19 protein-coding genes are annotated in these 22,040 nt (G+C 71.8%); 13 read left to right on the forward strand and 6 right to left on the reverse strand.

Features of this window, described 5'->3' with window-relative positions:
• Positions 1–3 precede the first annotated feature (3 nt).
• On the reverse strand, positions 4–1,329 hold the full coding sequence (locus tag ABZ939_RS19410) for a hypothetical protein (RefSeq protein ID WP_361856235.1): 1,326 nt from the start codon (positions 1,327–1,329) through the stop codon (positions 4–6).
• Positions 1,326–2,183, reverse strand: coding sequence for a glycosyltransferase (locus tag ABZ939_RS19415; protein WP_361856237.1), 858 nt, complete (start codon positions 2,181–2,183; stop codon positions 1,326–1,328). The genes ABZ939_RS19410 and ABZ939_RS19415 overlap by 4 nt, the downstream gene beginning before the upstream one ends.
• A gap of 258 nt (positions 2,184–2,441) precedes the next feature.
• Between ABZ939_RS19415 and ABZ939_RS19420 the strand changes: the two genes are divergently transcribed.
• Complete coding sequence (locus ABZ939_RS19420) at positions 2,442–3,890, forward strand: polysaccharide biosynthesis tyrosine autokinase (protein WP_361856240.1); 1,449 nt, start codon at positions 2,442–2,444, stop codon at positions 3,888–3,890.
• A gap of 34 nt (positions 3,891–3,924) precedes the next feature.
• On the forward strand, positions 3,925–4,641 hold the full coding sequence (locus ABZ939_RS19425; protein WP_361856243.1) for a low molecular weight phosphatase family protein: 717 nt from the start codon (positions 3,925–3,927) through the stop codon (positions 4,639–4,641).
• Here the strand turns inward: ABZ939_RS19425 and ABZ939_RS19430 are convergent.
• The 3 genes from ABZ939_RS19430 to ABZ939_RS19440 all read right to left on the reverse strand — a co-directional run bounded on the left by ABZ939_RS19430 (position 4,607) and on the right by ABZ939_RS19440 (position 6,973).
• On the reverse strand, positions 4,607–5,605 hold the full coding sequence (locus tag ABZ939_RS19430; RefSeq protein ID WP_361856246.1) for a polysaccharide deacetylase family protein: 999 nt from the start codon (positions 5,603–5,605) through the stop codon (positions 4,607–4,609). The genes ABZ939_RS19425 and ABZ939_RS19430 overlap by 35 nt on opposite strands.
• Positions 5,602–6,525 (reverse strand): class I SAM-dependent methyltransferase, encoded by a 924-nt coding sequence (locus ABZ939_RS19435; RefSeq protein ID WP_361856249.1) that lies wholly within the window; start codon positions 6,523–6,525, stop codon positions 5,602–5,604. Before ABZ939_RS19435 ends, ABZ939_RS19430 begins: the two co-directional genes overlap by 4 nt.
• Before the next feature lie 94 nt (positions 6,526–6,619).
• Positions 6,620–6,973: a YkvA family protein gene (locus ABZ939_RS19440; RefSeq protein WP_361856251.1), complete on the reverse strand. Its 354-nt coding sequence runs from the start codon at positions 6,971–6,973 to the stop codon at positions 6,620–6,622.
• 243 nt (positions 6,974–7,216) lie between these two features.
• Here ABZ939_RS19440 and ABZ939_RS19445 point away from each other — a divergent pair, with 243 nt between their 5' ends.
• From ABZ939_RS19445 to ABZ939_RS19490, 10 genes are all read left to right on the forward strand, one after another.
• Positions 7,217–7,846 carry a hypothetical protein gene (locus tag ABZ939_RS19445; RefSeq protein WP_361856254.1) on the forward strand — a complete coding sequence of 210 codons (630 nt, stop codon included), beginning with the start codon at positions 7,217–7,219 and terminating at the stop codon, positions 7,844–7,846.
• Positions 7,847–8,031: 185 nt separating this feature from the next.
• Positions 8,032–8,484 carry a hypothetical protein gene (locus tag ABZ939_RS19450; RefSeq protein ID WP_361856256.1) on the forward strand — a complete coding sequence of 151 codons (453 nt, stop codon included), beginning with the start codon at positions 8,032–8,034 and terminating at the stop codon, positions 8,482–8,484.
• Between the two features lie 170 nt (positions 8,485–8,654).
• Complete coding sequence (locus ABZ939_RS19455; RefSeq protein WP_361856259.1) at positions 8,655–9,338, forward strand: DUF4230 domain-containing protein; 684 nt, start codon at positions 8,655–8,657, stop codon at positions 9,336–9,338.
• A gap of 66 nt (positions 9,339–9,404) precedes the next feature.
• Complete coding sequence (locus tag ABZ939_RS19460) at positions 9,405–9,968, forward strand: VanZ family protein (protein WP_361856262.1); 564 nt, start codon at positions 9,405–9,407, stop codon at positions 9,966–9,968.
• A 59-nt stretch (positions 9,969–10,027) separates the two neighbouring features.
• On the forward strand, positions 10,028–10,588 hold the full coding sequence (locus ABZ939_RS19465; RefSeq protein ID WP_361856265.1) for a DUF6328 family protein: 561 nt from the start codon (positions 10,028–10,030) through the stop codon (positions 10,586–10,588).
• A gap of 79 nt (positions 10,589–10,667) precedes the next feature.
• Complete coding sequence (locus tag ABZ939_RS19470) at positions 10,668–11,621, forward strand: aldo/keto reductase (protein WP_361856268.1); 954 nt, start codon at positions 10,668–10,670, stop codon at positions 11,619–11,621.
• A 357-nt stretch (positions 11,622–11,978) separates the two neighbouring features.
• Complete coding sequence (locus ABZ939_RS19475; RefSeq protein ID WP_361856270.1) at positions 11,979–15,725, forward strand: HAMP domain-containing protein; 3,747 nt, start codon at positions 11,979–11,981, stop codon at positions 15,723–15,725.
• Between the two features lie 90 nt (positions 15,726–15,815).
• Positions 15,816–18,374, forward strand: a complete 2,559-nt coding sequence (locus ABZ939_RS19480; protein WP_361856272.1) for a SpoIIE family protein phosphatase — start codon at positions 15,816–15,818, stop codon at positions 18,372–18,374.
• A 57-nt stretch (positions 18,375–18,431) separates the two neighbouring features.
• Positions 18,432–18,800, forward strand: coding sequence for an STAS domain-containing protein (locus ABZ939_RS19485; RefSeq protein WP_361856275.1), 369 nt, complete (start codon positions 18,432–18,434; stop codon positions 18,798–18,800).
• Between the two features lie 39 nt (positions 18,801–18,839).
• The gene (locus ABZ939_RS19490; protein ID WP_361856278.1) at positions 18,840–20,039 is read left to right on the forward strand and encodes a PP2C family protein-serine/threonine phosphatase; all 1,200 of its coding nucleotides are present in this window, start codon (positions 18,840–18,842) and stop codon (positions 20,037–20,039) included.
• A gap of 179 nt (positions 20,040–20,218) precedes the next feature.
• Here the strand turns inward: ABZ939_RS19490 and ABZ939_RS19495 are convergent, their stop codons facing one another.
• A complete protein-coding gene (locus tag ABZ939_RS19495) occupies positions 20,219–20,725 on the reverse strand; it encodes a MarR family transcriptional regulator (protein WP_361856280.1) in 507 nt (168 codons plus the stop codon).
• Positions 20,726–20,817: 92 nt separating this feature from the next.
• Between ABZ939_RS19495 and ABZ939_RS19500 the strand changes: the two genes are divergently transcribed.
• A complete protein-coding gene (locus ABZ939_RS19500; protein WP_361856282.1) occupies positions 20,818–22,017 on the forward strand; it encodes a GAF domain-containing SpoIIE family protein phosphatase in 1,200 nt (399 codons plus the stop codon).
• The last annotated feature ends 23 nt before the right edge of the window (positions 22,018–22,040 follow it).

A 22,040-nucleotide genomic window follows, 5' to 3' on the forward strand; every position in this document is an offset into this window, starting at 1 on the left:
ACCTCAACTGTGCGGTACGGGGAGCGCGGGGCGGATCTTTCGAGGGGCGGCCGGAGGAGCCGACCCGGTCTGCGCGGCGTGTGGTGCGACGCCGACGGCGAGGGCGCAGAGCACCCCGAGGACAAGGCCTTGTTCGGGGTGGACCTGATAGGTCAGCGCGAAGACGAGCTGGCCGCAGGCGAGCATGCCCAGGGCCCGGAAGGTGAGGTCGGCGCCGCGCCGCAGGGCGGGCGCCAGCGCCGTCGCGTACAGCGCGAGGAAGGCGAGCAGGCCCAACAGACCGATGCGCAGCAGCAGATGGAGGAAGTAGTTGTGCGGCGAGACGCCGACGACCCGGCCGCCGACCAGCCGGTCGAACCCCGAACCGAAGGGCCGGCCGGTCAGCCACTCCACGGCGCCGTTCAGCGTGCCGAGCAGTTCGTACCAGCCCGTCGCGCGCCAGGCGAGCGTGCCGCTGTCGGAGGCGGAGACGGTCAGGCCGGTGCCGAAGCGGCCCAGCAGTCCGGTCGACACGGCGAACACGCCGAGGCACAGGCCGGCCGCCGTGAGTCCGATCCGCAGTGCGCGTCGGCCGCGGGCCGTGATGGCCTCGACGCCGGTTCCGGTGAGCAGCCAGCCGGCCAGCATCGCGGCGGCCACCAGCCACACCGTGCGGTGCTGCAGCAGGACCACGGTGAGCAGCAGGGGCGCGGCGAGCAGATGACGGTGGGCGCCGAGTGGGGTGGCGTACAGCAGGATCACCGCGCCCTGGGCGATCAGCAGCGCCTCGGGGGCCGACAGCGCACGGGACTCGGTCGCCAAACCGTCGATCATCACCTGTCCGATGGCCGAGCCGATGCCGTGCTCCATCCACCACAACACGGCCCGCAGGGTCTCGACGCAGGCCGCCGCCACCCAGACCGCGGCCAGGCGGTGCACCAGCCGTTCGGTGTACGGCAGCGTGAGGCCGTACAGGGCGAGCCCGAAGACGTACAGGAACGGCATCCGCATGTCGTTGCCCGCGGCCTGAAGCCCGAATGCGGCCGCCCCGACGAGGAACGAGCCCGCCGTCAGCAGCAGGATGACCCCCAGGAGCAGCAGTGCACGCTGCGCGCGGGGCGGGCGCCGCACCAGGTTAACGGCGGCCGCCGCCAGCGCGCAGGACACGAGGAGGTCCTGTGTCGTCAGGCTCACGCCCAGGTGGACGACGGTCTCGGAGCGCGCCGCGGGCCACAGCCCGGCGGTCAGCAGCAGCCCGACTCCGACGACGGGCGCTCGTACGTAGAGAACGGTCAGCACGCCGAGGGTGAGCAGGCCGGTCAGGGCGAACAGCAGGAGCGTGGGGGTCACCGGGCGGCCGCCGCCCGCAGCACGGTCCGCACATAGGGCGAGACCATCAGCAGTGGCGCCCAGGGCCAGTTGTGCCGCAGGCAGTAGATCCACCACTGGCGGGGCGGCAGTTCGCGCTGCGAGGTGACCCGGCGCAGCGCCGCGCGTACGCCGATGCCGGGTTCGCGGGAGCCGGCGAGTGGTGGATTGGCCTCGCACACGCCCACATGGTGCGGTGCCACATAGAGTCGGAAGCCCGCTTTCCGCGCCCGGAACCCGTGGTCGTAGTCGCCCATGCCGTGCTTGAAGGGCCGGTCGATGTCCCCCACGCGCTCGCGTACGGCGCGCGGCAACAGGACGACATTGCCGTTGTACGTGTCGCAGGGCTCGGGGCGCCCGGTCGGCTCGACCAGGTCCAGGGCGCGGCCCCGGCGGCCGGAGTACGTGGTGCCGGTGCCCGCGCCGAAGCTCTCGCGGGAGCGCACGGCGCCGACCACCACCGCGTCCTCGCCGATCTCTCGCGCGGTGGCGAGGAGCACCGCCAAGGCGTCGTCGGCGAGTTCGACGTCGTCGTTGAGCCACAGCTGGTGCGTCCAGGGGGCGGCGGCGCCGTCGGCACAGCTCTCACGGCCGGCGATGCGCATGCCCTCACCCCAGAAGACGTCCGTGCCGACACTCCGCACCCGCACCCCGGGGTGGAGGCGCCGCACGGCTTCCGGCGTACCGTCCGTGCTGCCCGCGTCGACCAGATGGGTGCGCACCACGGTCCCGGCGGGCAGCCCGCACTGCCGGTCCAGCGCGGCCAGCGCCGACAGGGTCTTGGCGCACCGGTTGTGACTGGTCATCAGAACGGCTACGTGGGGAGCTGGCGGCATACGGCCCTCGGGTTGCGTCTCGCAGATAGGTGCCGCACAAGTCTTGAACACGGGCTCGGGAGAATCGCCGGACCACACTCAAGAAGGCGCCGTCGACCGCCCGCTTGGCCGTACAGCCCCGGGGATCGATCCACGCATGGCTGAACGTACGGCTCGGTTTCGTGTGATGCCGTGGAGCGAATGCCTATGCTCAGCACGCACGTATGGATAAATCGGAAAAGTCGGGCTTCTGGTCCTGATCTCACTGAGGGGTATTCCTTGGATCTCCGCGGTTTCCTGAGCATCGTCGTCAGACGCTGGCCGTCCTGCGCCGCGTGCCTGCTGCTCGGAGCCCTCGCGGCCTGGGCGGTGAACACGCTGACCACTCCCGTGTACGAGGCCCGCACACAGCTGTTCGTCGCCACCCACGCCGGCTCCGACACCATGCAGCTCAACCAGGGGCAGAGCTTCTCGCAGGCCCGAGTCCTCTCGTACGCCAACATCGTGAACACCCGTCAGGTGACCGAACCGGTGGTCAAGGAACTGCGGCTGCCCACCACGCCGGACGAGCTCGCCGGACGCATCCGGGCCGAGGCGCCCGTCAACACCGTCCTCATCGACATCCTGGTCTCCGACACCGACCGGCGGCGCGCCGCCCGCACCGCCAACGCCGTCGCGGTCCGCTTCAGCCAGGTCATCGAACGACTCGAAACACCCCGCGTCGCCCACTCCGCCAACGACTCCGGGATGGCCGCCGCCGCGCCGGTCTCCCCGGTGACCCTCGGGGTGACGCAGCGAGCCACCGTGCCGAGTGTCCCCGTCTCACCGAGGCCGCTGCTCAACTTCGCGGTCGGGCTGCTCGGCGGACTCCTGCTCGGCGTCGCGTTCGCCGCCCTGCGGGAGACTCTCGACACCACCATCAAGACCGCCGAGGCGCTGAGCGAGCTGACCGCGCTGCCGCCGCTGGCCACGATCCCGTTCGACAACGACGCCCCTCTCCACCCGGTCACCGTCGGCGAGGCGGCCCACTCGCCGCGCGCCGAGGCCTTCCGCAGACTGCGCACCAACCTGCAGTTCGCGCAGGTCGGCGAGCGGCCCCGGATCATCTCGGTGACCAGCTCCCTGCCCGGCGAGGGCAAGACCAACACGGCGGCCAACCTGGCGGTCTCGCTGGCCCGGGCGGGCATCGCCACCTGCCTCGTCGACGCCGACCTGCGCCGGCCGTGTGTGGCCCGCACCTTCGGACTCGTCCAGGACGCGGGACTGACGAACGTCCTGATCGGGCAGGCGTCGGCCGAGGACGTGATGCAGGAGGCGACCGCGGGACTCGCCGTCCTCACCAGCGGGCCGATGCCGCCCAACCCCACCGAGCTGCTCTCCTCGGCCCGGATGGGCGAGGTGCTGCAGGAGCTCGCCGCCTGCTACGAGGTCGTCATCGTCGACACCGCGCCGCTGCTCCCCGTCGCGGACACCGTCGGCCTCGCCCCGCTCACCCAGGGCACCCTCCTCGTCGTACGCGCCTCGAAGACCTCGCGCGAGCAGGTCCGCACAGCCGTGGACTCGCTGCGCAACGTGGGCGCCCGCCCGCTGGGCGCTGTGTTCAACATGGCGGAGGTCGCCAAGGGCGGGTACGGCAGCTACGGCACGTACGGTGAACTGCCCGCGCCCCGCCCCGCGGTGCGACACCGGGCCGCGAGCGACCCGCAGGACACCGGGGCGCGCGGATGACGCGGCGGAACCGTGCCCGCCGAGGAGCACGCCGATGACTCCCGAACCCGCGACCGTGGCAGGCTCTGTGCCGGCCGGTCCGGTTACAGAGCCCGGCCTGGTGATCGAGCCCGGCCTGGTGGCCGAGCCCGGCCCGGTGACAAAGCCTGGCCCGTCCCCGTCGGCGGGTTCGTCCGACCGCCTGGCGCGTGCGACCTTCACGGTGCTCTTCGTGTGCACGGGAAACACCTACCGGTCGCCGCTCGCCGAACGGCTGCTCGCCGCCCGCCTCGGGCCGGGCACGGGCGTGCGGGTCGGCAGTGCGGGCACCAAGGCGCCCTGGGGGGAGGGGATGGATCGGGCCACCCGGGCCGTGCTGACGGGTCTCGGCGGCGATGCCGAGGGCTTCCGTCCCCGGCTTCTCACGGCCGAGCTGGTGGCGGGCGCCTCGCTGGTGCTGGGTCTGGAGCGTGAACACCGGGAAGCCGCCGTGCGGCTGGTCCCGGTGGCGCTGCGCCGCTGCTTCACGCTCAAGGAGTTCGTCCGGCTCGCGGAGGGCGACGAGGGACCCGGGCAGGGGCTCGACGTCGTCGCGCGAGCCGCCGCCCGCCGCGGCACGGTGTGCGCGCCCCGCCCCGCGGACGACGACATCGCCGACCCGTGGGGCGAGCCCTACGAGGTGCTGCGGCGCTGCGGCGAGGACATCGACGCGCTGGCCGTCCGCCTCGCCGCCCTGCTCAGCGCCGAGCGCGGAACTGCCGTACCGCTCTGACGACACCGAGACCGGTCCGGTACACGGCGGGCTGCAGACCTGACAGCACCGTCGCGAACCGGGCCGGCGAGGTGCGCGTCGACACCCTCAGCCGGCTGAGCCGCAGCGGGTGCTGGGCTGCCGGGTCGCTCAGCGCGTGGTCGTAGAGGAAGCCGGAGCGGTAGCCCAGCTCGCGCAGCACGGCGTCGGCGCGGACGTCGAAGTCACCGTTGGGGTAGGCGAAGGCGGTCGGTGCGTGCCCCAGATGGTCCGTCAACAGCCGATGTGCCTCGTGCACTTCATCGCGGATCGTCGTCTCGTCGCAGCGGTCGAGACACGGATGCGTGAGGGTATGACTGCCGATCGCGACGCCACCCGCTTCGAGGGTGCGCAGGTCGGCGGCGGTGAGCTGACGCCCGCGGGGCGCGGGCACGGAGGCGGTCTTCCGCAACTCCCGGAACGCATCGCGGCGTTGCGTCTCGGGAAGTTGCTTGAGGGCGTAGGCCGCCGCGCGCGGGGGGAGGTCCCGCGCCAGGCCGCGACACGTTCCGCCGTGTGCGAGCAGATGCTCCAGCTCGTCCCACCAGAAGGGTTCGTCGGTGCCGACGAGACCGGCGATGACGAAGCACACGGCGGGGATGCCCCGCTCGACCAGCAGCGGCAGCCCGTGCTCGAGTACGGACGGGTCGCCGTCGTCGAAGGTGACCAGCACACTGCGGGGCGGCAGCGGGACCCCGTCGCGCACCGCTGCCTCGACCTGGCCGAGGGAGACCGGACGGGCGGTCGTGGCCAGCCGGTCGAGCTGGGCGGCGAAGGCGGCGGAGTCCTCGACGCCGTGATAGCCGAGCACGGCGAGGCGGCCTGCGGCGCGGTGACGGAACCACAGCTGGGCGGGGGAGCGGAGCAGCGCCCGGTCGAGGCCGTGCCACTGTTCGTAGCGTTCGTACCAGGCCGTGCGGCGGGCGGCGTCCGTGGTGGGGCTCATCCGGGGCTCCCGGGACCGGCGACGTCGGTGGCGACACGGGTGAAGAGGCCGGGTGACGCTCCGGGTGGGGCGCCGGGGAACGATGCGCCGGGGAAGGACGCGCCGTACCCCTCGCCGGGATGCCAGTGTTCGGCCGGATCCTCGCGGAAATGCAGGAAGGCGCGGTGGTGGCGCTCGGACCACTCCGCCAGCGAGCCCAGGAAATGGCTCGTCGTCGACAGCACCACGGCCCGCTCTCCGAGCGCGGGCAGCGCCGCCGTGAGCTCCGCGGTCTCGTGCCGGGCGTCGACGTAGGTGTCGAGCACGAGCAGATCGATCCCGCGTTCCTGCACCTCGGCACTGCCCAGCGCGGCGACCGAATCGCCCACGACCCGGTCGACGACAGCGGCGTACGGGCCCTTCTGGAGCAACTCCCCGGACTGCGGATCGAAGTCCACGGCGGTCAGCCGCCCGTGCCCGTTGCGCAGCAGAGCGGCGGCGATCAGACAACTGGTGATGCCCCGATGCACCCCCGCCTCGACCACATGCTCGGGCCGCAGCGCGCGCACCACGGCGTAGGCGGCGGCCCGCCGCGCGTAGCGCACCAGATGGTCACAGGTGCGCCGCCGGGCTCCGGCGGCGAGCACCTCTCGCATGTGGGCCCGCAACGCCACGTCGGCCTCGACCTCGTCGAGGTAGCCGCGCAGCTCCCCGACCGGCCGCCCGGTGATCGTGGCGGTGAACCAAGCGAGGTGCTCACGGTTGACCGGAGTGAGGTCGTAGGTGAAGCAGGCGTTCTCACGGGACCGGACCAGCCAACTGCCGGAGCGGCGCAGGACGGACGCGTTGTGCCGTGCGACGGTGGCGAACCGGAGGGGGAAGGCCGCGATGGGCGCGAGCGGACTGGCGGCCAGCCGCCGTGTCAGAGAAGTGGGTTGCACCGGCCCACCGTAGAAGGGGTGAAGCCTCTTCATCGACGGAAATGCCCGGCATTCCCGGTATGTCACTCGTGCAGGCCTCCGCCGGAACCCTCTTTCACTGAGGCGGCGGCACCCTGGCCGGACCGCTGATCGAGGCCTCCGAACCCGCCGGTTGCCCCTTCGGCCCCTTGGGGTCCACCCCGCTTCTGGCGGCCGCCGATTGCAGCGCCCTCAGCGCCACCAGGAGTACGCCGATGTCGTCCAGGTACACCGGGTCCGGGATCAGGTCGATCGGCGAGACCGTGTAGACCACCGCCGCCCAGAAGAGGGCCTTGGACTGCAACGGGACACCGGCGTCCACCAGCAGCCTGCGAGCCTGGAAGACGCGTACGAGCAGAACGGCCGCGAATCCCGCCACCACGAGCACGAGAACCACGGCCACGATGAGCCAGAGGGCGCTGTCGTCCATGCTGCTCTCCTACCCCGTGACGTCCCGGCCGCACCGGTCGTCCGCGGCGGTCACCAGGCTACGCCGCCTGGCCCGCTGCCCGGCCTCGTCGACCGTGCCCGTCCGCGGCCCGGCTGTCCACCCCGCCGGTGACACCGGCGTGCTTCGGGTTTGACCGCCCGAGAAGCGGCAAGCCGAACCGACAGGCGCCCAGCAAGCAGTGATGAACAGCCAGCCAGGAGTCACCATCACAGGAAGGCAGCCATGTCGACCCTGACCGCAGTTCTCATCCTCGCGGCGACGGTCGCCGCGCTACTGGCGGCCGGTGTCCTGCTCCGGGCCCGCACGGGCACGGGCAGCGGCACGCGCTCCCTCAAGCGGCGCTTCGGCCCCGAGTACGACCGCACCCTCGAACGGCACGGCGGCGCCCGCGAGTCCGCCCACCACGACCTGCGCGAGCGGGTCGAGCGGCACGGACGCTTCCGCCCGCTGCCGCTGGAGCCGGCGATCCGCGAGCACTACGTCGCTCAGTGGACCATGCTCCAGGAGCGCTTCGTCGACGCGCCGCGGCAGGCCGTGGCCGACGCCGACGAGCTCCTCACGCGGATCGCCGCGACCCGGGGCTTCCCGGATCCCGACCGGCGCGACGAGCAGCTCGCCGCCCTGTCGGTGCACCATCCGCACCATGTGGAGGGCCTGCGCGCGGTACGCCGTGCGGCGCACTCCGCATCCGCCTCCACCGAGGAGTTGCGGGAGGCGCTGGTCCACGCACGTGCCCTGTTCGAGGACCTGACGGCGCACGGGAGTCCGGCCGGCACCGCGGCCGCCCGAACGCGCCCGGAGTCCGGGCGTAACCGCGGGCATCTCCTCAAGCCGAAGGGAAGCGGCGCGTGATGCCACACGAAAACCGGGACCAGCGGGCGGCGGGCCGGGCCGATGGGAATGCGCGGCGCGGATCCGCGACCCCGAGTGCCCCGGACGCGGTGATGCCGCCGCCGCCGGCGCCACAGTCCGCCGTCCCGTCCGAGGACCCCGGTGCCACGGGCCGGAGCGGCGGGAGCCGCAGCAACGCTCCCGCCGTGACCTCCGCCGCGCCTCGCGGACGGGACACGACGGACCGGTCGGGCGACGGCCACGGCCGCGGTCCGGGCCACGGCACCCGTGGCGAGCACGACGTCAGCGGCGTGGGCGACGACCCCGCGTCCGGTACGGGACACGGGCCCGCCGCCGCCGACGGCGCCGGTCCGGCGGGACAGCTGCTCGGCGACGGCGAACGCGACCGTCTCGGGCAGCGCCTGCACCACGCGCTCGCAGGGTTCGTCGACTCTCCCCACGACTCGGTCGCCGAGGCGGCCGAGGTCCTCGCCGAGGCGGAGCAACAGCTCATCGCCTCCCTGAGGGACCGCCGCGCCGCGTTGCGGGCGGGCTGGCAGGAGAACGGCGATCCGGACGGCCCGGGCCCCGACACCGAGCAGCTCCGGCTCACCCTGCGGACCTACCGTGAGGTGACGGAACGGCTGCTCCGTGCATGACCCGGTGCCACCCACCGTAGAAGGCAGAAGCCCCATGGACCCCATGGGGCTTCTGCCATGCCGGGCCCCCGGGGTCCGCGCACACGCGCCGACCCGCCCCGGAGACGCCAACCAACCCCGGACCGAGGCCGGTTGGGAGTGACCACCCGCTCGCGGGGCACCAGGAACACATGCGAGAACACGCAGAAGACCAGCCTCCGCGCAGAACGCCGAGAGGCGAACGGGCCCCGCGCAGGTGGCCGGCTGTCGCCCTCGTACTCCTCGGGCTGTCCCTGGTCCTCTTCCTCCTGGGGCGGTTCGTCCACGTGCCGGGCCTGGACGACGTGTTCGGCGTCGACACGCAGGACCGCTCCGGCCCGGCGGTGCTGAAATCCATCCAGGACATGCACCGGTACGAGGGCGCCGCCGGCAACTACCAGGTCGTGGTCGACCTGGAGAAGGACGCGCGGCTGCTGCCCGACTCGATCCGCGGGACTCGTACGCTCTTCGTCGCGAGCGGCAGCGTGGCCGCGTACGTCGACTTCGGAAGCATCGGCCAGGGCAGCGTGACCGTCGACGAGAAGCGCACCACTGCCACCCTCCGCCTGCCGCACGCGCAGCTCGCCGAGCCGTTCGTGGACCCCAAGCGCTCCTACACCGTCTCGAAGCAGCGTGGCCTGATCGACCGACTGGGCGACCTGTTCTCCGACAACCCGGCCGACGAGCGCGCCGTCCACGTCCTCGCCGCCGAACGCATCGGCGACGCCGCCAAGGAGAGCGACCTGACGCTGCGTGCCGAGAAGAACACCACGTCGATGCTCCAAGGCCTGCTCCGCGCCCTCGGTTTCGAACAGATCACCGTCACATACAGCTGACACGAGTGTCCGGGCCCACATCGGGGGTACCCGCAACCTTCGCGAAGAACTGTGGAGTTGGGGGCCATGGCACTACGTATCGGATGGCGCCGCGTCACGACCGAGCGGCAGCGGAAAGTGAAGGAGAAGCAGCAGCGGAAGGCCCCGCGGGCGGGTCCCGGGCCCTGGATCCGCGTCGGTGTCACCGTGCTGGCCCTCGCCGCCATGGTGGCCTTCGGCGTCGTCCTCACCCGGCTGACCCTCCAGCCGTCGCCGGCCTCGGAGATGCTCACCCACGCCAACCTCCGGCCGGGGGACTCGATCCGCGCCTACCTCGAGCAGCCCGCCTTCCGGGACACCGTCAAGCAGCTCGGCGGCAACATCCTTCTGGGCGTGCCGTTCGGCCTGCTGCTGCCGGTCGTGTCGCCCCGTAGCCGTGGGTTCGTACGGGTCGCCCTCCTGACGGTGGCGACGATGCTCCTGGTCGAACTGATCCAGGGCGCCCTGGTCAGGGGGCGCGCCTTCGACATCGACGACGTCCTGCTCAACACCACGGGCGCGCTGCTCGGCTACGCCCTGGTGGGCCGCCGCCTGGGCAGGGCGGTGTATCCGCGGCGCCGGCGCCGGTGGTGGTCGCGGCGCCGCACCTGACCAAGGGCGGGGCACGCGATACCGCTCCTGCCGCACTCTCTTCTCAGGAAGGCGTTTCCATGGACGGACGAAAGGGCGGTGCGACGCCGAAGGGCGAGCAGTACGACGGGCAGCGCGGCGGCGGGAGCGCCGGGCAGTCGGACGCGGGGCCGGACGGGCGGGTCGAGACGGAGGAGGAGCGCGCCGACCGGCGCTGGCAGGAGCTCATCCAGGAGATCCGGGTCGCCCAGACCGGCGTGCAGATCCTCCTCGGCTTCCTCCTCACGGTGGTCTTCACCCCGCTCTTCCAGGATCTGGAGCAGAAGGACAAGACGATCTACATCGTCACCGTCGTCCTCGGGTCCCTCGCCACAGGTGCGCTGATCGGTCCGGTCTCCTTCCACCGGATCGTGGCCGGACGACGGATCAAACCCCAGGCCGTCGTCTGGGCCTCACGGCTCACCTTCACCGGCATCCTTCTGCTCCTCGCGACGCTGACGTCGGCGCTGTTCCTCATCCTGAGGGCGGCCACCCACGACCCCTACGTGCCCTGGCTCGTCTCCGGAGTCCTGGTCTGGTACCTGATCTGCTGGTTCGTCCTGCCCCTGTGGGTCCGTACGCGCTACACGAGCGGAGGCTGACCTCGCACGTCGAGGCCGACCTCGCACGCGGTCCTGGGGCACTGTGCCCCGTGCCGAGTACGTGTGCCAAGGTGACCTGATGACCACGCCCGAGAAGACCGACCACCGCCTCCTCTTCGGCTGCATGGGCCTGGGGGGAGGCTGGGACGCGGGGCCTTACACGGCCGCCGACATCGACGCGGCGGAGACCGCTGTCGAAGCGGCGCTGGACAGCGGCATCACCGCCTTCGACCATGCCGACATCTACCGGCGCGGCAAGTCGGAAGCGGTCTTCGGCGAGGTCATGGCCCGCTCGGCGGGACTGCGTGAGCGGATCACCCTGCAGACCAAGTGCGGCATCCGCCTGCCCGAAGGGGGCCGACCCGGCCTGTACGACCTGCGCGGCTCCTCCATCGTCCGCAGGGTCGAGGAGAGTCTGGAGCGGCTGCGCACCGACGTCCTCGACGTCCTGCTTCTCCACCGCCCCGACCCGCTGGCCGACCCCGCCGACATCGGCGATGCCCTGACCTCGCTCCACCGGCAGGGGCTCGTCCGCCGTTTCGGTGTCTCGAACATGAACTCCGCGCAGATCGCCCGGCTCCAGGCCCATATGGACCTGCCGCTCGTGGCCAACCAGCTGGAGATGAGCCTGCACCGGCGCGCCTGGCTGGAGGACGGCATCCTCGTCAACACCCCGGAGTCCGCGGGCAACGGGTTCCCCGCCGGTACCGTCGAGCACTGCCTGACCCACGGCATCGCGCTCCAGGCGTGGGGGGCGCTGGCCCAGGGGCGCTACACCGGGGCACACGGGACCCCGCAGGAGACGGCCACCGCCGCGCTGGTGACCTCCCTCGCCGAGGCCAAGGGCACCACGCCGGAGACGATCGTGCTCTGGTGGCTGCGGCGCCACCCGGCCCGTATCGCCCCCGTCATCGGCACGTCGAACCCGGACCGCATCCGCGCCTGCCGGGACGCCGCGACGGGCGAGCCCGACCTGAGCCACGACGAGTGGTACGCCCTGTGGATCTCCGCCCGCGGGGCCGCACTGCCGTAGCCGCGACGAACGTCGCCGGTCGCCCACTGCCCGTTCGAGTCGCTCGGCACCGCGCGGCGGGCCGTCAACACGGTAGGCCGCCGTCGTCAGGGCACCGACCGCCCGGCCTGATCCAGCGGGCAACCCCCCTCATCCGTATACGGGCCAGCCGGAACGAGGGTCCGGATCACGTCGGTCCGGTCCCGTTGTTCTCCACCGTCTCCCTCCAGTCGATCACGGGAGGGTAGTCTCGTCTTTATTGCCGTACGGCAACGGTCCCGTGCCGGGGTCGTACGGGGCCGGAGTCTGCGCGAAGGGCACGGCGCAGGGCGCAGGCCCCTCGGCGACAGTCGGGGGTGAAGCCAACGAGGATGGATCATGTCCGACACGACGATCGACAGCTCCTCCGCGGCACGGCGGCCCGGACCGGCCGCCGTGGGGGAGCCGGAGCTGCGACAGCTGCTGGCAGGCCTCACCGCGGTACGGGACGGAGACTTCGGCACACGGCTGCCGGACGACGCCAACGGGTTGATGGGCGAGATCTCCGCCGTGTTCAACGGCATGGTCGACCAACTCTCCCTCTTCACCTCCGAGGTCACCCGCGTCTCCCGCGAGGTCGGCACGGAGGGCACCCTCGGCGGGCAGGCGGTGGTCCCCGGCGTCTCGGGCACCTGGGCGGACCTGACGGACTCCGTGAACGCGATGGCCGGCAACCTCACCACGCAGGTCCGTGACATCGCGCAGGTCGCCACCGCCGTGGCCGAGGGAGACCTCTCGCGGAAGATCGATGTGGACGCGCGCGGCGAGATCCGGGAGTTGAAGGAGACCATCAACACGATGGTCGACCAGCTGTCGGCCTTCGCCGACGAGGTGACCCGGGTGGCCCGCGAGGTGGGCACCGAGGGGAACCTGGGCGGCCAGGCCACCGTGCGGGGAGCGTCGGGCACCTGGAAGGACCTCACGGACAACGTCAACGTGATGGCGTCCAACCTCACCGGGCAGGTGCGTTCGATCGCGCAGGTGGCCACCGCCGTGGCCCGGGGCGATCTGTCGCGCAGGATCACCGTTGAGGCGAAGGGCGAGGTCGCCGCGCTCGCCGACACCATCAACACCATGGTGGACACCCTGTCGGCCTTCGCCGACGAGGTGACCCGGGTCGCCCGCGAGGTCGGCACCGAGGGCCGCCTCGGCGGCCAGGCGCGGGTCCCGAACGTGGCCGGCACCTGGAAGGACCTCACCGACAACGTCAACTCCATGGCGAACAACCTCACCGGGCAGGTCCGCAACATCGCCCAGGTCACGACCGCCGTCGCCAACGGCGACCTGTCCAAGAAGATCGACGTCGACGCCCGGGGCGAGATCCTGGAGCTGAAGACGACCATCAACACGATGGTCGACCAACTGTCCTCGTTCGCCGCCGAGGTCACCCGCGTGGCCCGGGAGGTCGGCAGCGAGGGCCGCCTCGGCGGTCAGGCGGAGGTCGAAGGAGTCTCCGGGACCTGGAAGCGGCTCACGGAGAACGTCAACGAACTCGCGGGGAACCTGACCCGGCAGGTCCGCGCCATCGCCGAGGTCGCGAGCGCGGTCGCGGAGGGCGACCTCACCCGCTCGATCACCGTCGACGCCTCCGGCGAGGTGGCCGAACTCAAGGACAACATCAACTCGATGGTCGGCTCGCTGCGCGAGACCACGCGCGCCAACCAGGAGCAGGACTGGCTCAAGTCCAGCCTCGCCCGGATCTCCGCGCTGATGCAGGGCCATCGCGACCTGGCCGTCGTCGCCGAACTCGTCATGGACGAGCTCACCCCCCTCGTCCGTGCCCAGTACGGCGCCTTCTATCTGGCCGAAGAGGGCCCCGACGGCCTCGAACTGGGGCTCGTCGGCTCCTACGGCCGCCCCGCCGGCAGCCCGGAGGACCGCCGGTTCCGGCTCGGCGAGTCCCTCGTCGGACAGGCCGCCCGCAGCCGCCGCGTCATCGCCGCCGACGACGTTCCCGGCGACTACGTCTCCATCTCCTCCGGACTCGGCCACACCGCGCGCGGCAGCCTGATCGTGCTGCCCATCGTGGTCGAGGGCCAGGTTCTCGGCGCAATCGAGCTCCTGTCCTTCACTCCGTTCACCTCCGTGCACCGGGACTTCCTGGAGCAGCTCATGGAGACGGTGGGCGTCAACGTCAGCACGATCGTCGCCAACGCCCGGACCGACGAACTGCTGGGCGAGTCCCAGCGGCTGGCCGGCGAGCTGCGTGCCCGCTCCGAGGAGCTGCAGGTCCAGCAGGAGGAGCTCCAGCATTCCAACGCCGAACTGGAGGACAAGGCCGCCCTGCTGGCGGCCCAGAACCGCGACATCGAGGCGAAGAACCTGGAGATCGAGCAGGCGCGGCAGGAGCTGGAGGAACGTGCCCAGCAGTTGTCGCTCGCGTCGAGGTACAAGTCGGAGTTCCTCGCCAACATGAGCCATGAGCTGCGCACCCCGCTCAACAGTCTGCTGATCCTGGCCCAGTTGCTCGCCCAGAACCCCACCCGCAATCTCACCGCGAAGCAGGTCGAGTACGCGGGCATCATCCACTCGGCCGGTTCCGACCTGCTCCAGCTGATCAACGACATCCTCGACCTGTCGAAGGTGGAGGCCGGCAAGATGGACCTCAACCCCGAGCGGGTCGAGTTGCGTCAGCTCCTCGAGTACGTCGAAGCGACGTTCAGGCCGCTCACCACGCAGAAGAACCTCGCCTTCTCCATCTCCACCGCACCCGGTGTGCCGGTCGACCTGGTCACCGACGACTCCCGACTGCGGCAGGTGCTGCGCAACCTCCTCTCCAACGCCGTCAAGTTCACCGACCGCGGCAGCGTGGAGCTGAGCATCGAGCCGGCGGCGGACGACGAGCTGCCCGGCACGGTGCACCGCGGCGGCGCCGTGGTCGCGTTTCGCGTCAAGGACACAGGCATCGGCATCGTCCCTCAGCACCTGGAGGCCATCTTCGGCGCCTTCCAGCAGGCGGACGGGACGACCAACCGCAAGTACGGTGGTACCGGCCTGGGGCTGTCCATCAGCCGTGAGATCGCCTATCTGCTGGGCGGCGCTCTGACGGCCCACAGCGAGCCGGACATGGGCAGCACCTTCACCCTGTATCTGCCCGTCGCCCGGGCCGACTTCCAGGCGCAGACCGTGCCCGAGACCGGGGCCCCGGCCGCGGAGGGTGAGCCGGGGAAGACTGCCGAGAGTGCCGGCGCCCCCCGTGTCGCCCTGCCGGCCGCCCCGCAGGCACGACAGCCCAGGCGCCTGCTGGTGATCGAGGAGCGCTTCGGCGGGCTGCTCTCGCTGGTCGCCGAGAACGCCGTGGCGGAACTGGCCCAGAGCCGGGACCTCACCGACCGGGCGGACATCGAGGTCATCGCGGCCGTGGGAGCGCAGGAGGCCGCGACCGCCTTGGCCACCCAGCCGTTCCACTGCGTCGTGCTCGAACTCGACATGGCGGACGACGAGGCCCTGCACTTCCTCGACGCCATGGACGGGGACGCCGCTCTGCGGACCGTCCCCGTTCTCGCCCACAACAACCGCCGGCTCGCCGCCGAACACGAGCGCACCCTGCAGGCGCGCGCCAGGCAACGGCCCCTGGAGCTGCTGTCCAGCCTCGACGAACTCCGTGAGCGGATCGCCCTCCACCTGCTCGCCGACCAGCCGGGCGACGTGGTGCCCCTGCTCCGCGGTGAGCAGCGGCAGCAGGCGCCGCACACCGTCGACGCCGCCCTGCACGGCCGTACGGTGCTCGTCGTCGACGACGACGCCCGCAACCTGTACGCCCTCAGCGGCATCCTGGAGCTGCACGGCATCGAGGTCCTGCATGCCGAGAACGGCCGCAAGGGCATCGAGGTGCTCGCCGCGCACCCCGGGATCGATCTGATCCTGATGGACGTGATGATGCCCGAGATGGACGGCTATGCCGCCACCGCCAGCATCCGGCGGATGCCCGCCCACGCCGAGCTGCCGATCGTCGCGGTGACCGCCAAGGCCATGCCCGGGGACCGGGAGAAGAGTCTGGCCTCAGGGGCCAGCGATTACGTCACCAAGCCCGTCGACGCCGATGACCTCATCGCCTGCATCCGGCGGTGGCTCCGCGAGGACTAGTCCGCCGCGGGCCCAGCCGTCGGCCCCGCCTCCTACCCGCCCCGCATCCGTCCCGCGGCCCCAGGCCGTCGTATCCGAGGAGTCCGCACCATGACTGCTCCCCCCGACCGTGGTGGAGACGCCGTCGGAGGTCTCCGCGGGGACGGCACGTCGTCGGCCTCGTCGGATGCCGTCCCCCCGACGGCCCGTCCCGCGGCAGGGCCGGGCAAGGTCCCCACGCCCCGGGGCGCCGAGGGCGACGGCGCCTACGGCGTCGGCGCCGGGACAGCCGAGTCCTCCGCCGACCGGCTCGTCGAGGACCTCCTGTCCGCGGACCACTCGACCGTCGGCCGGCTGGCCGCGATGGTGGAGCGGCTTCGCGGGGAGGTACGGGCCGCGCACGCCGCGGCCGACGGTCGCGCGCTCATCGAACTCGCCAAGGGCATCATGGTCGAGCGGCTGCGGTGCGGCCCGACGCAGGCGGCTCGGCAGCTCGCCGAACTCGGCGCCCAGGCAGGGCTCTCGCCGCTGGAGTTGGCCGCCGACATCATCAACCAGGCGGCGCACGACCAGGTCGCCGAGGTCGCCGAAGATTTCGTCCGACGGGCGGTGGGCGGGCCGGACACGGAGGACGGGGACGAACCGTCGGTCGGCGTGCGGCTGCGCACGGCCGAGAGCGCCGCGCTGAACGCCGGCGACACCCAGGCGGTGGCCGAGTCCCTCCTGGAGCACGCCCTCGCGCCTCTGGGGGCCACAGCCGTGGCCGTCTGGACCGCGGGGGCCGACGCCTCGCTCACCCTCCGCGGTCACGCGGGCTTCGGTACCGACGAGCCCGGACGCTGGCGCTACGTACCGCCCGGCGTGGCCACCGTCGCCCGTCAGGCTCTCACCGAGCGCCGCACCGTGTGGTTCTCCTCGCTCGGGGCCACCGGAATCCCCTCCATCGGGCACGCCCGTAACCCTGACGGCGGCAGAGTGGCGGTGCCCGCCGGAACCGGCGGACGGATCCACGGGGTCCTGGAGATCTGCTGGCCCCAGCCGCTGGACCCGCAGCCCCAGGCGGTGGAGCGCCAGATCGAAGCCCTGGCGGAGCTGTGCGCCCACACCATCGACCACCTCGTCGCCGACCCGATGCCGACGCCGCTGCGGGAGCCGCCCGGCGTCGCCGAGCTGGTGGACCTCTCCGACGGGCTCTACGACCCCGCGCTCGTCCTCATCCCGTACCTCGACGGAGACGGCCGGCTCCGTGACTTCCGTATCCGTCACGCCAACGACCACTTCCAGGACCCGGCGGGCCGGCCCCGGAGCGCCGTGGACGGCTCCCTGCTCCTGGAGGCGTACCCCACGGCGGCCGCCGAGGGTGAACTCTTCGACCGGATCGAGCGTGTCTACGCCACCGGTGAGCCCTTCCGGGCTCGCCGCGCGCCGCTGACCGCCCTGGTGGACCAGGTGGCGCTCGCGTCCACCGCCGATCTCAGCATCAGCCGGCACGGCGACGGCATCCTGCTCATCTGGCGCATCGAGGACGAGGCCGCCCGGCTCGCGAACCTGCTGCAGCATGCTCAGCGCCTCGGCCGTATCGGCGGCTTCGAGGAGAACGTCCTGACGGGCGAGATCACCTGGAACGGGCAGCTCTTCGACCTGTACGGCCGAGAACCCGCCGAGGCCCCGGTGTCCGTGCGGGACCTGGCCGCCCACGCCCACCCGGACGACGCCGTCGCCATCGGCCGCTTCCTGCAGGCCGTCCTCGGCCACCGGCGGGCGACCTCCACCGCCTTCCGTCTGCTGCGCCCGAACGGAGTGACCCGGCACATGCGGGTGATCGCCGAACCCGTCCTCGGTGCCGACGGCAGCCTCCTGGCCGTACGCGGCGCCTATCAGGACATCTCCTCCCAGCACTGGACGGAGGTCGCCCTGGCGGCCACCCGCGACCAACTCGCCGTCACCGAACAGGAGTCGGCGGAGCGGAACCGGCTGACCCTCCAGCTGCAGCACGCCATCATGCCCCCCGCCGGCGGCCCGCTCGACGCACCGGGTCTGCAGATCGCGGTGCGCTACCGGCCCGCCGAGACGGAATCCCTGGTCGGCGGCGACTGGTACGACGCGGTCGTGCTGCCGTCCAAGAAGATACTGCTGTGCGTCGGGGACGTCGCGGGTCACGGCATCGAGGCCGCCACCGGAATGGTCGTGCTGCGCAACGCGATGCGCGGGCTCGCCGTCACCGGAGCGGGCCCCGCGCAGCTGCTCTCCTGGCTGAACATCGTGGCGTACCACCTCACCGACCGCGTCACGGCCACCGCCGTCTGCGGCATCTTCGACCCCGAGAGCCGCACCCTGCGCTGGGCCCGGGCCGGGCACCTTCCCCCGGTCCTCGTGCGAGGCACGAAGGCCACCACGCTGCCTCTGCTCAGAGGGATGCTGCTCGGCGCCCTCTCCGAGGCCGAGTACGAGGAGGAGGAGGTCCAGCTCGAGCGGCAGGACACGGTCCTGATGTACACCGACGGCCTGGTCGAGCGGCGGGACACGGCCGTCCACGACTCGCTGGCCCAGTTCCTCGCCACGGCCCGGGTCCCGGCCGCCACCCTCGAAGGCCGGCTCGACACCCTGCTGACGCAGAGCAAGTCCGACACCGACGACGACACCTGTCTGATCGGCGTGCGGGTCGCCTGATCACACCCCGCGCCGCGCCCCAAGGGAAACGCTTCCCCCAACCCTGAAATGAGGACCATGTCCCCGTCAGATGTGAACCTGGACGTCGAGGTGGAGATCCGCGACGACGCCACGGCGGTGCTGTCCGTGGGCGGCGAACTCGACATGGAGACCGCCACGCTGCTCCACCACCACCTGGCCAACCAGTTCCTGCACGGCCGCCGCCACCTCGTCATGGACCTCTCACGGCTGGCGTTCATGGATTCGTCCGGCCTGAACGTTCTGATCAGGGCGGCGCGGGACGCGCGCGAGGCCCGGGGGGACCTGCATCTCGTAGCGCCGACCCCGGCCGTACGGCGCATCCTGGAGATCACCGGTCTGACGATGACGACGCCTTTGCACGCCGATGTGGCAGAGGCGCTGACGGCCGCCGGCCACGCCGGGTAGACCCACCGGACCGAGCGGACAGAAGAGAAGCAGGAGCACGTGGACGGGATCGCCGTTGTCGAGCAGGCGCTGCGTCGGGCCGCGCCGCACATGCTGATGAGCGTCGTCGAGGAGGTGCTGCGGAAGAGCTACGGCGCTCAGGAGGTGGAACTCAGGCTGGCCGACTACGGCCTGCGGTCGCTCCAGTTGGTGGGGAGCAGCCCGCACGCCGTTCAGCCGCTGCCGATCCACAGCAGCCCGCAAGGCCGGGTGTTCGGCTCCCAGGAGCCGTACATCACGCGAACGGCCGACTCGGTGGCGGCGCATCTGCCGGTCACCGTCAGGGGAGACCGTATGGGTGTGCTGACGATGACGGTGCCGAAGGGCCATGACCTCCTGCCGCAGCTGCCCGACCTGGAGCACATCTGCGAGGCCCTCGGCCACGAGATCCTGGTGGCCGAGCGCGACACCGACCTGTACGTCCTCGCCCGGCGGGCCGCGCGGCTGACGTTGGCGGCCGAGATGCAGTGGCAGCTTCTTCCGGGACGTTCCTGCGCCCGGCCCGAGTTCTCGCTCGGCGCGCATCTGGAACCCGCCTACGCGATCTTCGGCGACAACTACGACTGGTCGGCCTCGGCCGACCATCTGACCCTGACGGTCACCAACGGCATGGGCGAGGGCATCGAGGCCGCCCTGCTGACCAATCTCGCCATCAACGCACTGCGCAACGCCCGTCGCGCCGGTCTCGACCTCGCCGACCAGGCGACTCTCGCGGATCAGGCCGTGTACGCGCAGTACCGCGGCGACGCCTATGTCTCCGTCCTCCTGCTGCGCTTCGACCTCGCCACCGGGGAGGTGGAGGCCGTGGACGCCGGTTCGCCCCGCCTGTGGCGGTTGCGCGACCGCACGGTCGAGTCGCTCTTCTTCGACGCCCAGCTGCCCCTGGGGATGTTCGAGGACACGAGCTACGTCACGGAGCGCTTCACGGTCCGTCCCGGGGACCGGCTCCTGTTCGGAAGCGACGGGGTGTACGACGCGGCGTCCCCCGAGGGGGAGAGCTACGGCGAGCGGGCGCTCGCGCGGGCGCTCACCTCGACGAGGCTGCTGCCTCCCGCCCAGGTCCCGGGCGCGGTCCTGCGTCAGCTCGCGGAGTACCACGGGGGCGCGCCACTGGAGGACGACGCGCTGGTCGTCTGTCTCGACTGGCGGGGGCCGGAGAAGGATCCGGACGGCGCCACGGCGGGAGGATCCCACTCCTGACGCGCCCTCCGCCCGTCGGCGTTCCCAGCCCCCGGCAGGTCAAGAGTTGCCGCATGACAAATGTATCCTTGAGGCAACACACCTGGCTCGCGCTCGGGGGTGAGCGCGTTGTCGGCGACCAGAAGGGGACAAGTGGGACAAGGGGTACGTGACCGGGCGACGACCGCGGTGCGCGGTGGTCAAGCGGACTGGGCGTTCCCCAGCGGACCGCCGCGGCGCTGCGAGGGACTCTCCTTCTCCAACGCCTCCTGGAATCCGGTCAGTCCGCGCAGCAGTGCCTTCCGGGTCGTCGGTGTCATGGCGTTGATGACGGCCAGCAGGGCGTTCTCACGCTGGTCCCGCAGGTCCCGCAGGTACGCCTTGCCCCGGCCGGTCAGGTGCAGTTCGAGCTGGCGTCGGCTGACCGGGCTGGGAAGTCGCTGCACGAACCCCAGGGCCTCCAGCCGGTCGCACATGCGGCTCACCGAAGGCGGTGCCGAACCGAGCAGCTCGCCCAGGGCGCGAAGGTTGATGCCCTCCTCGCGGTCGAGGCTGTACAGCACGCGGAGCTGAGAGGCGGACACGGGCGTCGACGACACCATGTCCCTGCCGCGTTCCCACATCACCTCCAGGAGCTCGATGAGCTCCCGCGCTGCCTCCGTCGTCTCTTGCGGCTCCCGCTGAGACGGGGCGGGGTTCGTGTCCATGGCTACTGACACTCCTCAGGCGTCCGGGGCCGCGGGCGTCGGTCTCGCGACGCGCCGGTCGTCCACATCTCTCCAGAAGGCGGTACGGTTCGGTGGATCGACGCTCGACGGTGGAACGCGGTCTGCGTGAAGCGCCGGCGCACCACCTCCTGGACTCCCTCCGTATCGATCTGGCACAGCAGTTCGGCGCATTCTCCGCCGACCTTCTGCTCGTCGACTACGGACTCACGGAGCTCCGCCCGGTCGAGCCCGTGCAGGCTCCGGCGGGGCCGCAGCCCATGAGCGTGGAATCCGGTCCCGCGGGGCGCGCCTTCTCCACACAGCAACCATATCTTTCCGGGGGAGACGGCCCCACGGCGACCGCGTTCCTTCCTGTGTCGGTTCGCGGCGATCGTTGTGGCGTTCTTGTGGTCGGCCTGCCCTCCGACCGGCTCACGCGGGAGACGACCGAGGACCTCGCGGCCATAGCCGAGATGCTCGGACACGCGCTGCGCGTGGCCGACCGTCTCACCGACGTGTACCGGCGGACGCGCAGGGCGCGCGCCCTCAGCGTCCCCGGTGAGATGCAGTGGGACCTGCTGCCCGGGCGCGCCTGCGTGGGCGAGGAGTTCGACCTGCACGCGTACTGGGAGCCTGCCTACGCCTCCGGCGGACACGTTCTCGACTGGTCCGTGACGGAGGAGGAACTCACCCTCGTCGTCGCCAACGGCACCGGCCCCGACACCCAGGCCGTCCTCGTCAGCAACCTCGCCCTGAACGCGATCCGCAACGCCCGCAGGGCCGGACTCGACGTCGTCGGCCAGGCGAGCCTGACGGACCAGGCGCTCTACGGCCAGTACGGAGGCGAGAGAACCCTCTCCGCCCTGCTGATGAGCTTCGCCCGCCACACCGGCGCGATGCAGGTCGTCGACGCGGGCTCGCCCACCGTATGGCGAACCCGCGGCGCCGCCCCCGAGCGGTTCGACCTCGAGCGCCAGCTTCCGCTGGGCATGTTCGAGGACACCGTCTACGCGGCCCAGCGGCTGCGGATCCTCCCGGGCGACCGGCTCGTCTTCGTCGCCTGTGACCGCGCCGAGCCCACCGAGGGCGGAGGCGACCGCGCGTTCGACCGAGCGATGCGCCGGGCGATCGAGGGCACACGCGGCATGACCGGCGCGGACACCCCCCGGGAGGTCGTCCGTACCCTGCGGTCCTACGGCGGTCCGACACCGGAGGACCTCCTGGTCCTCTGTCTGGACTGGCACGGAGGCCGGGCCGCCGCGCGGCCGGCCGCGGCGCACGAGGACGAATAGCACCGTACTTCTCGGCTGTGCGC

Source organism: Streptomyces sp. NPDC046712, assembly GCF_040645695.1.
Classification (GTDB): Bacteria; Actinomycetota; Actinomycetes; order Streptomycetales; family Streptomycetaceae; genus Streptomyces.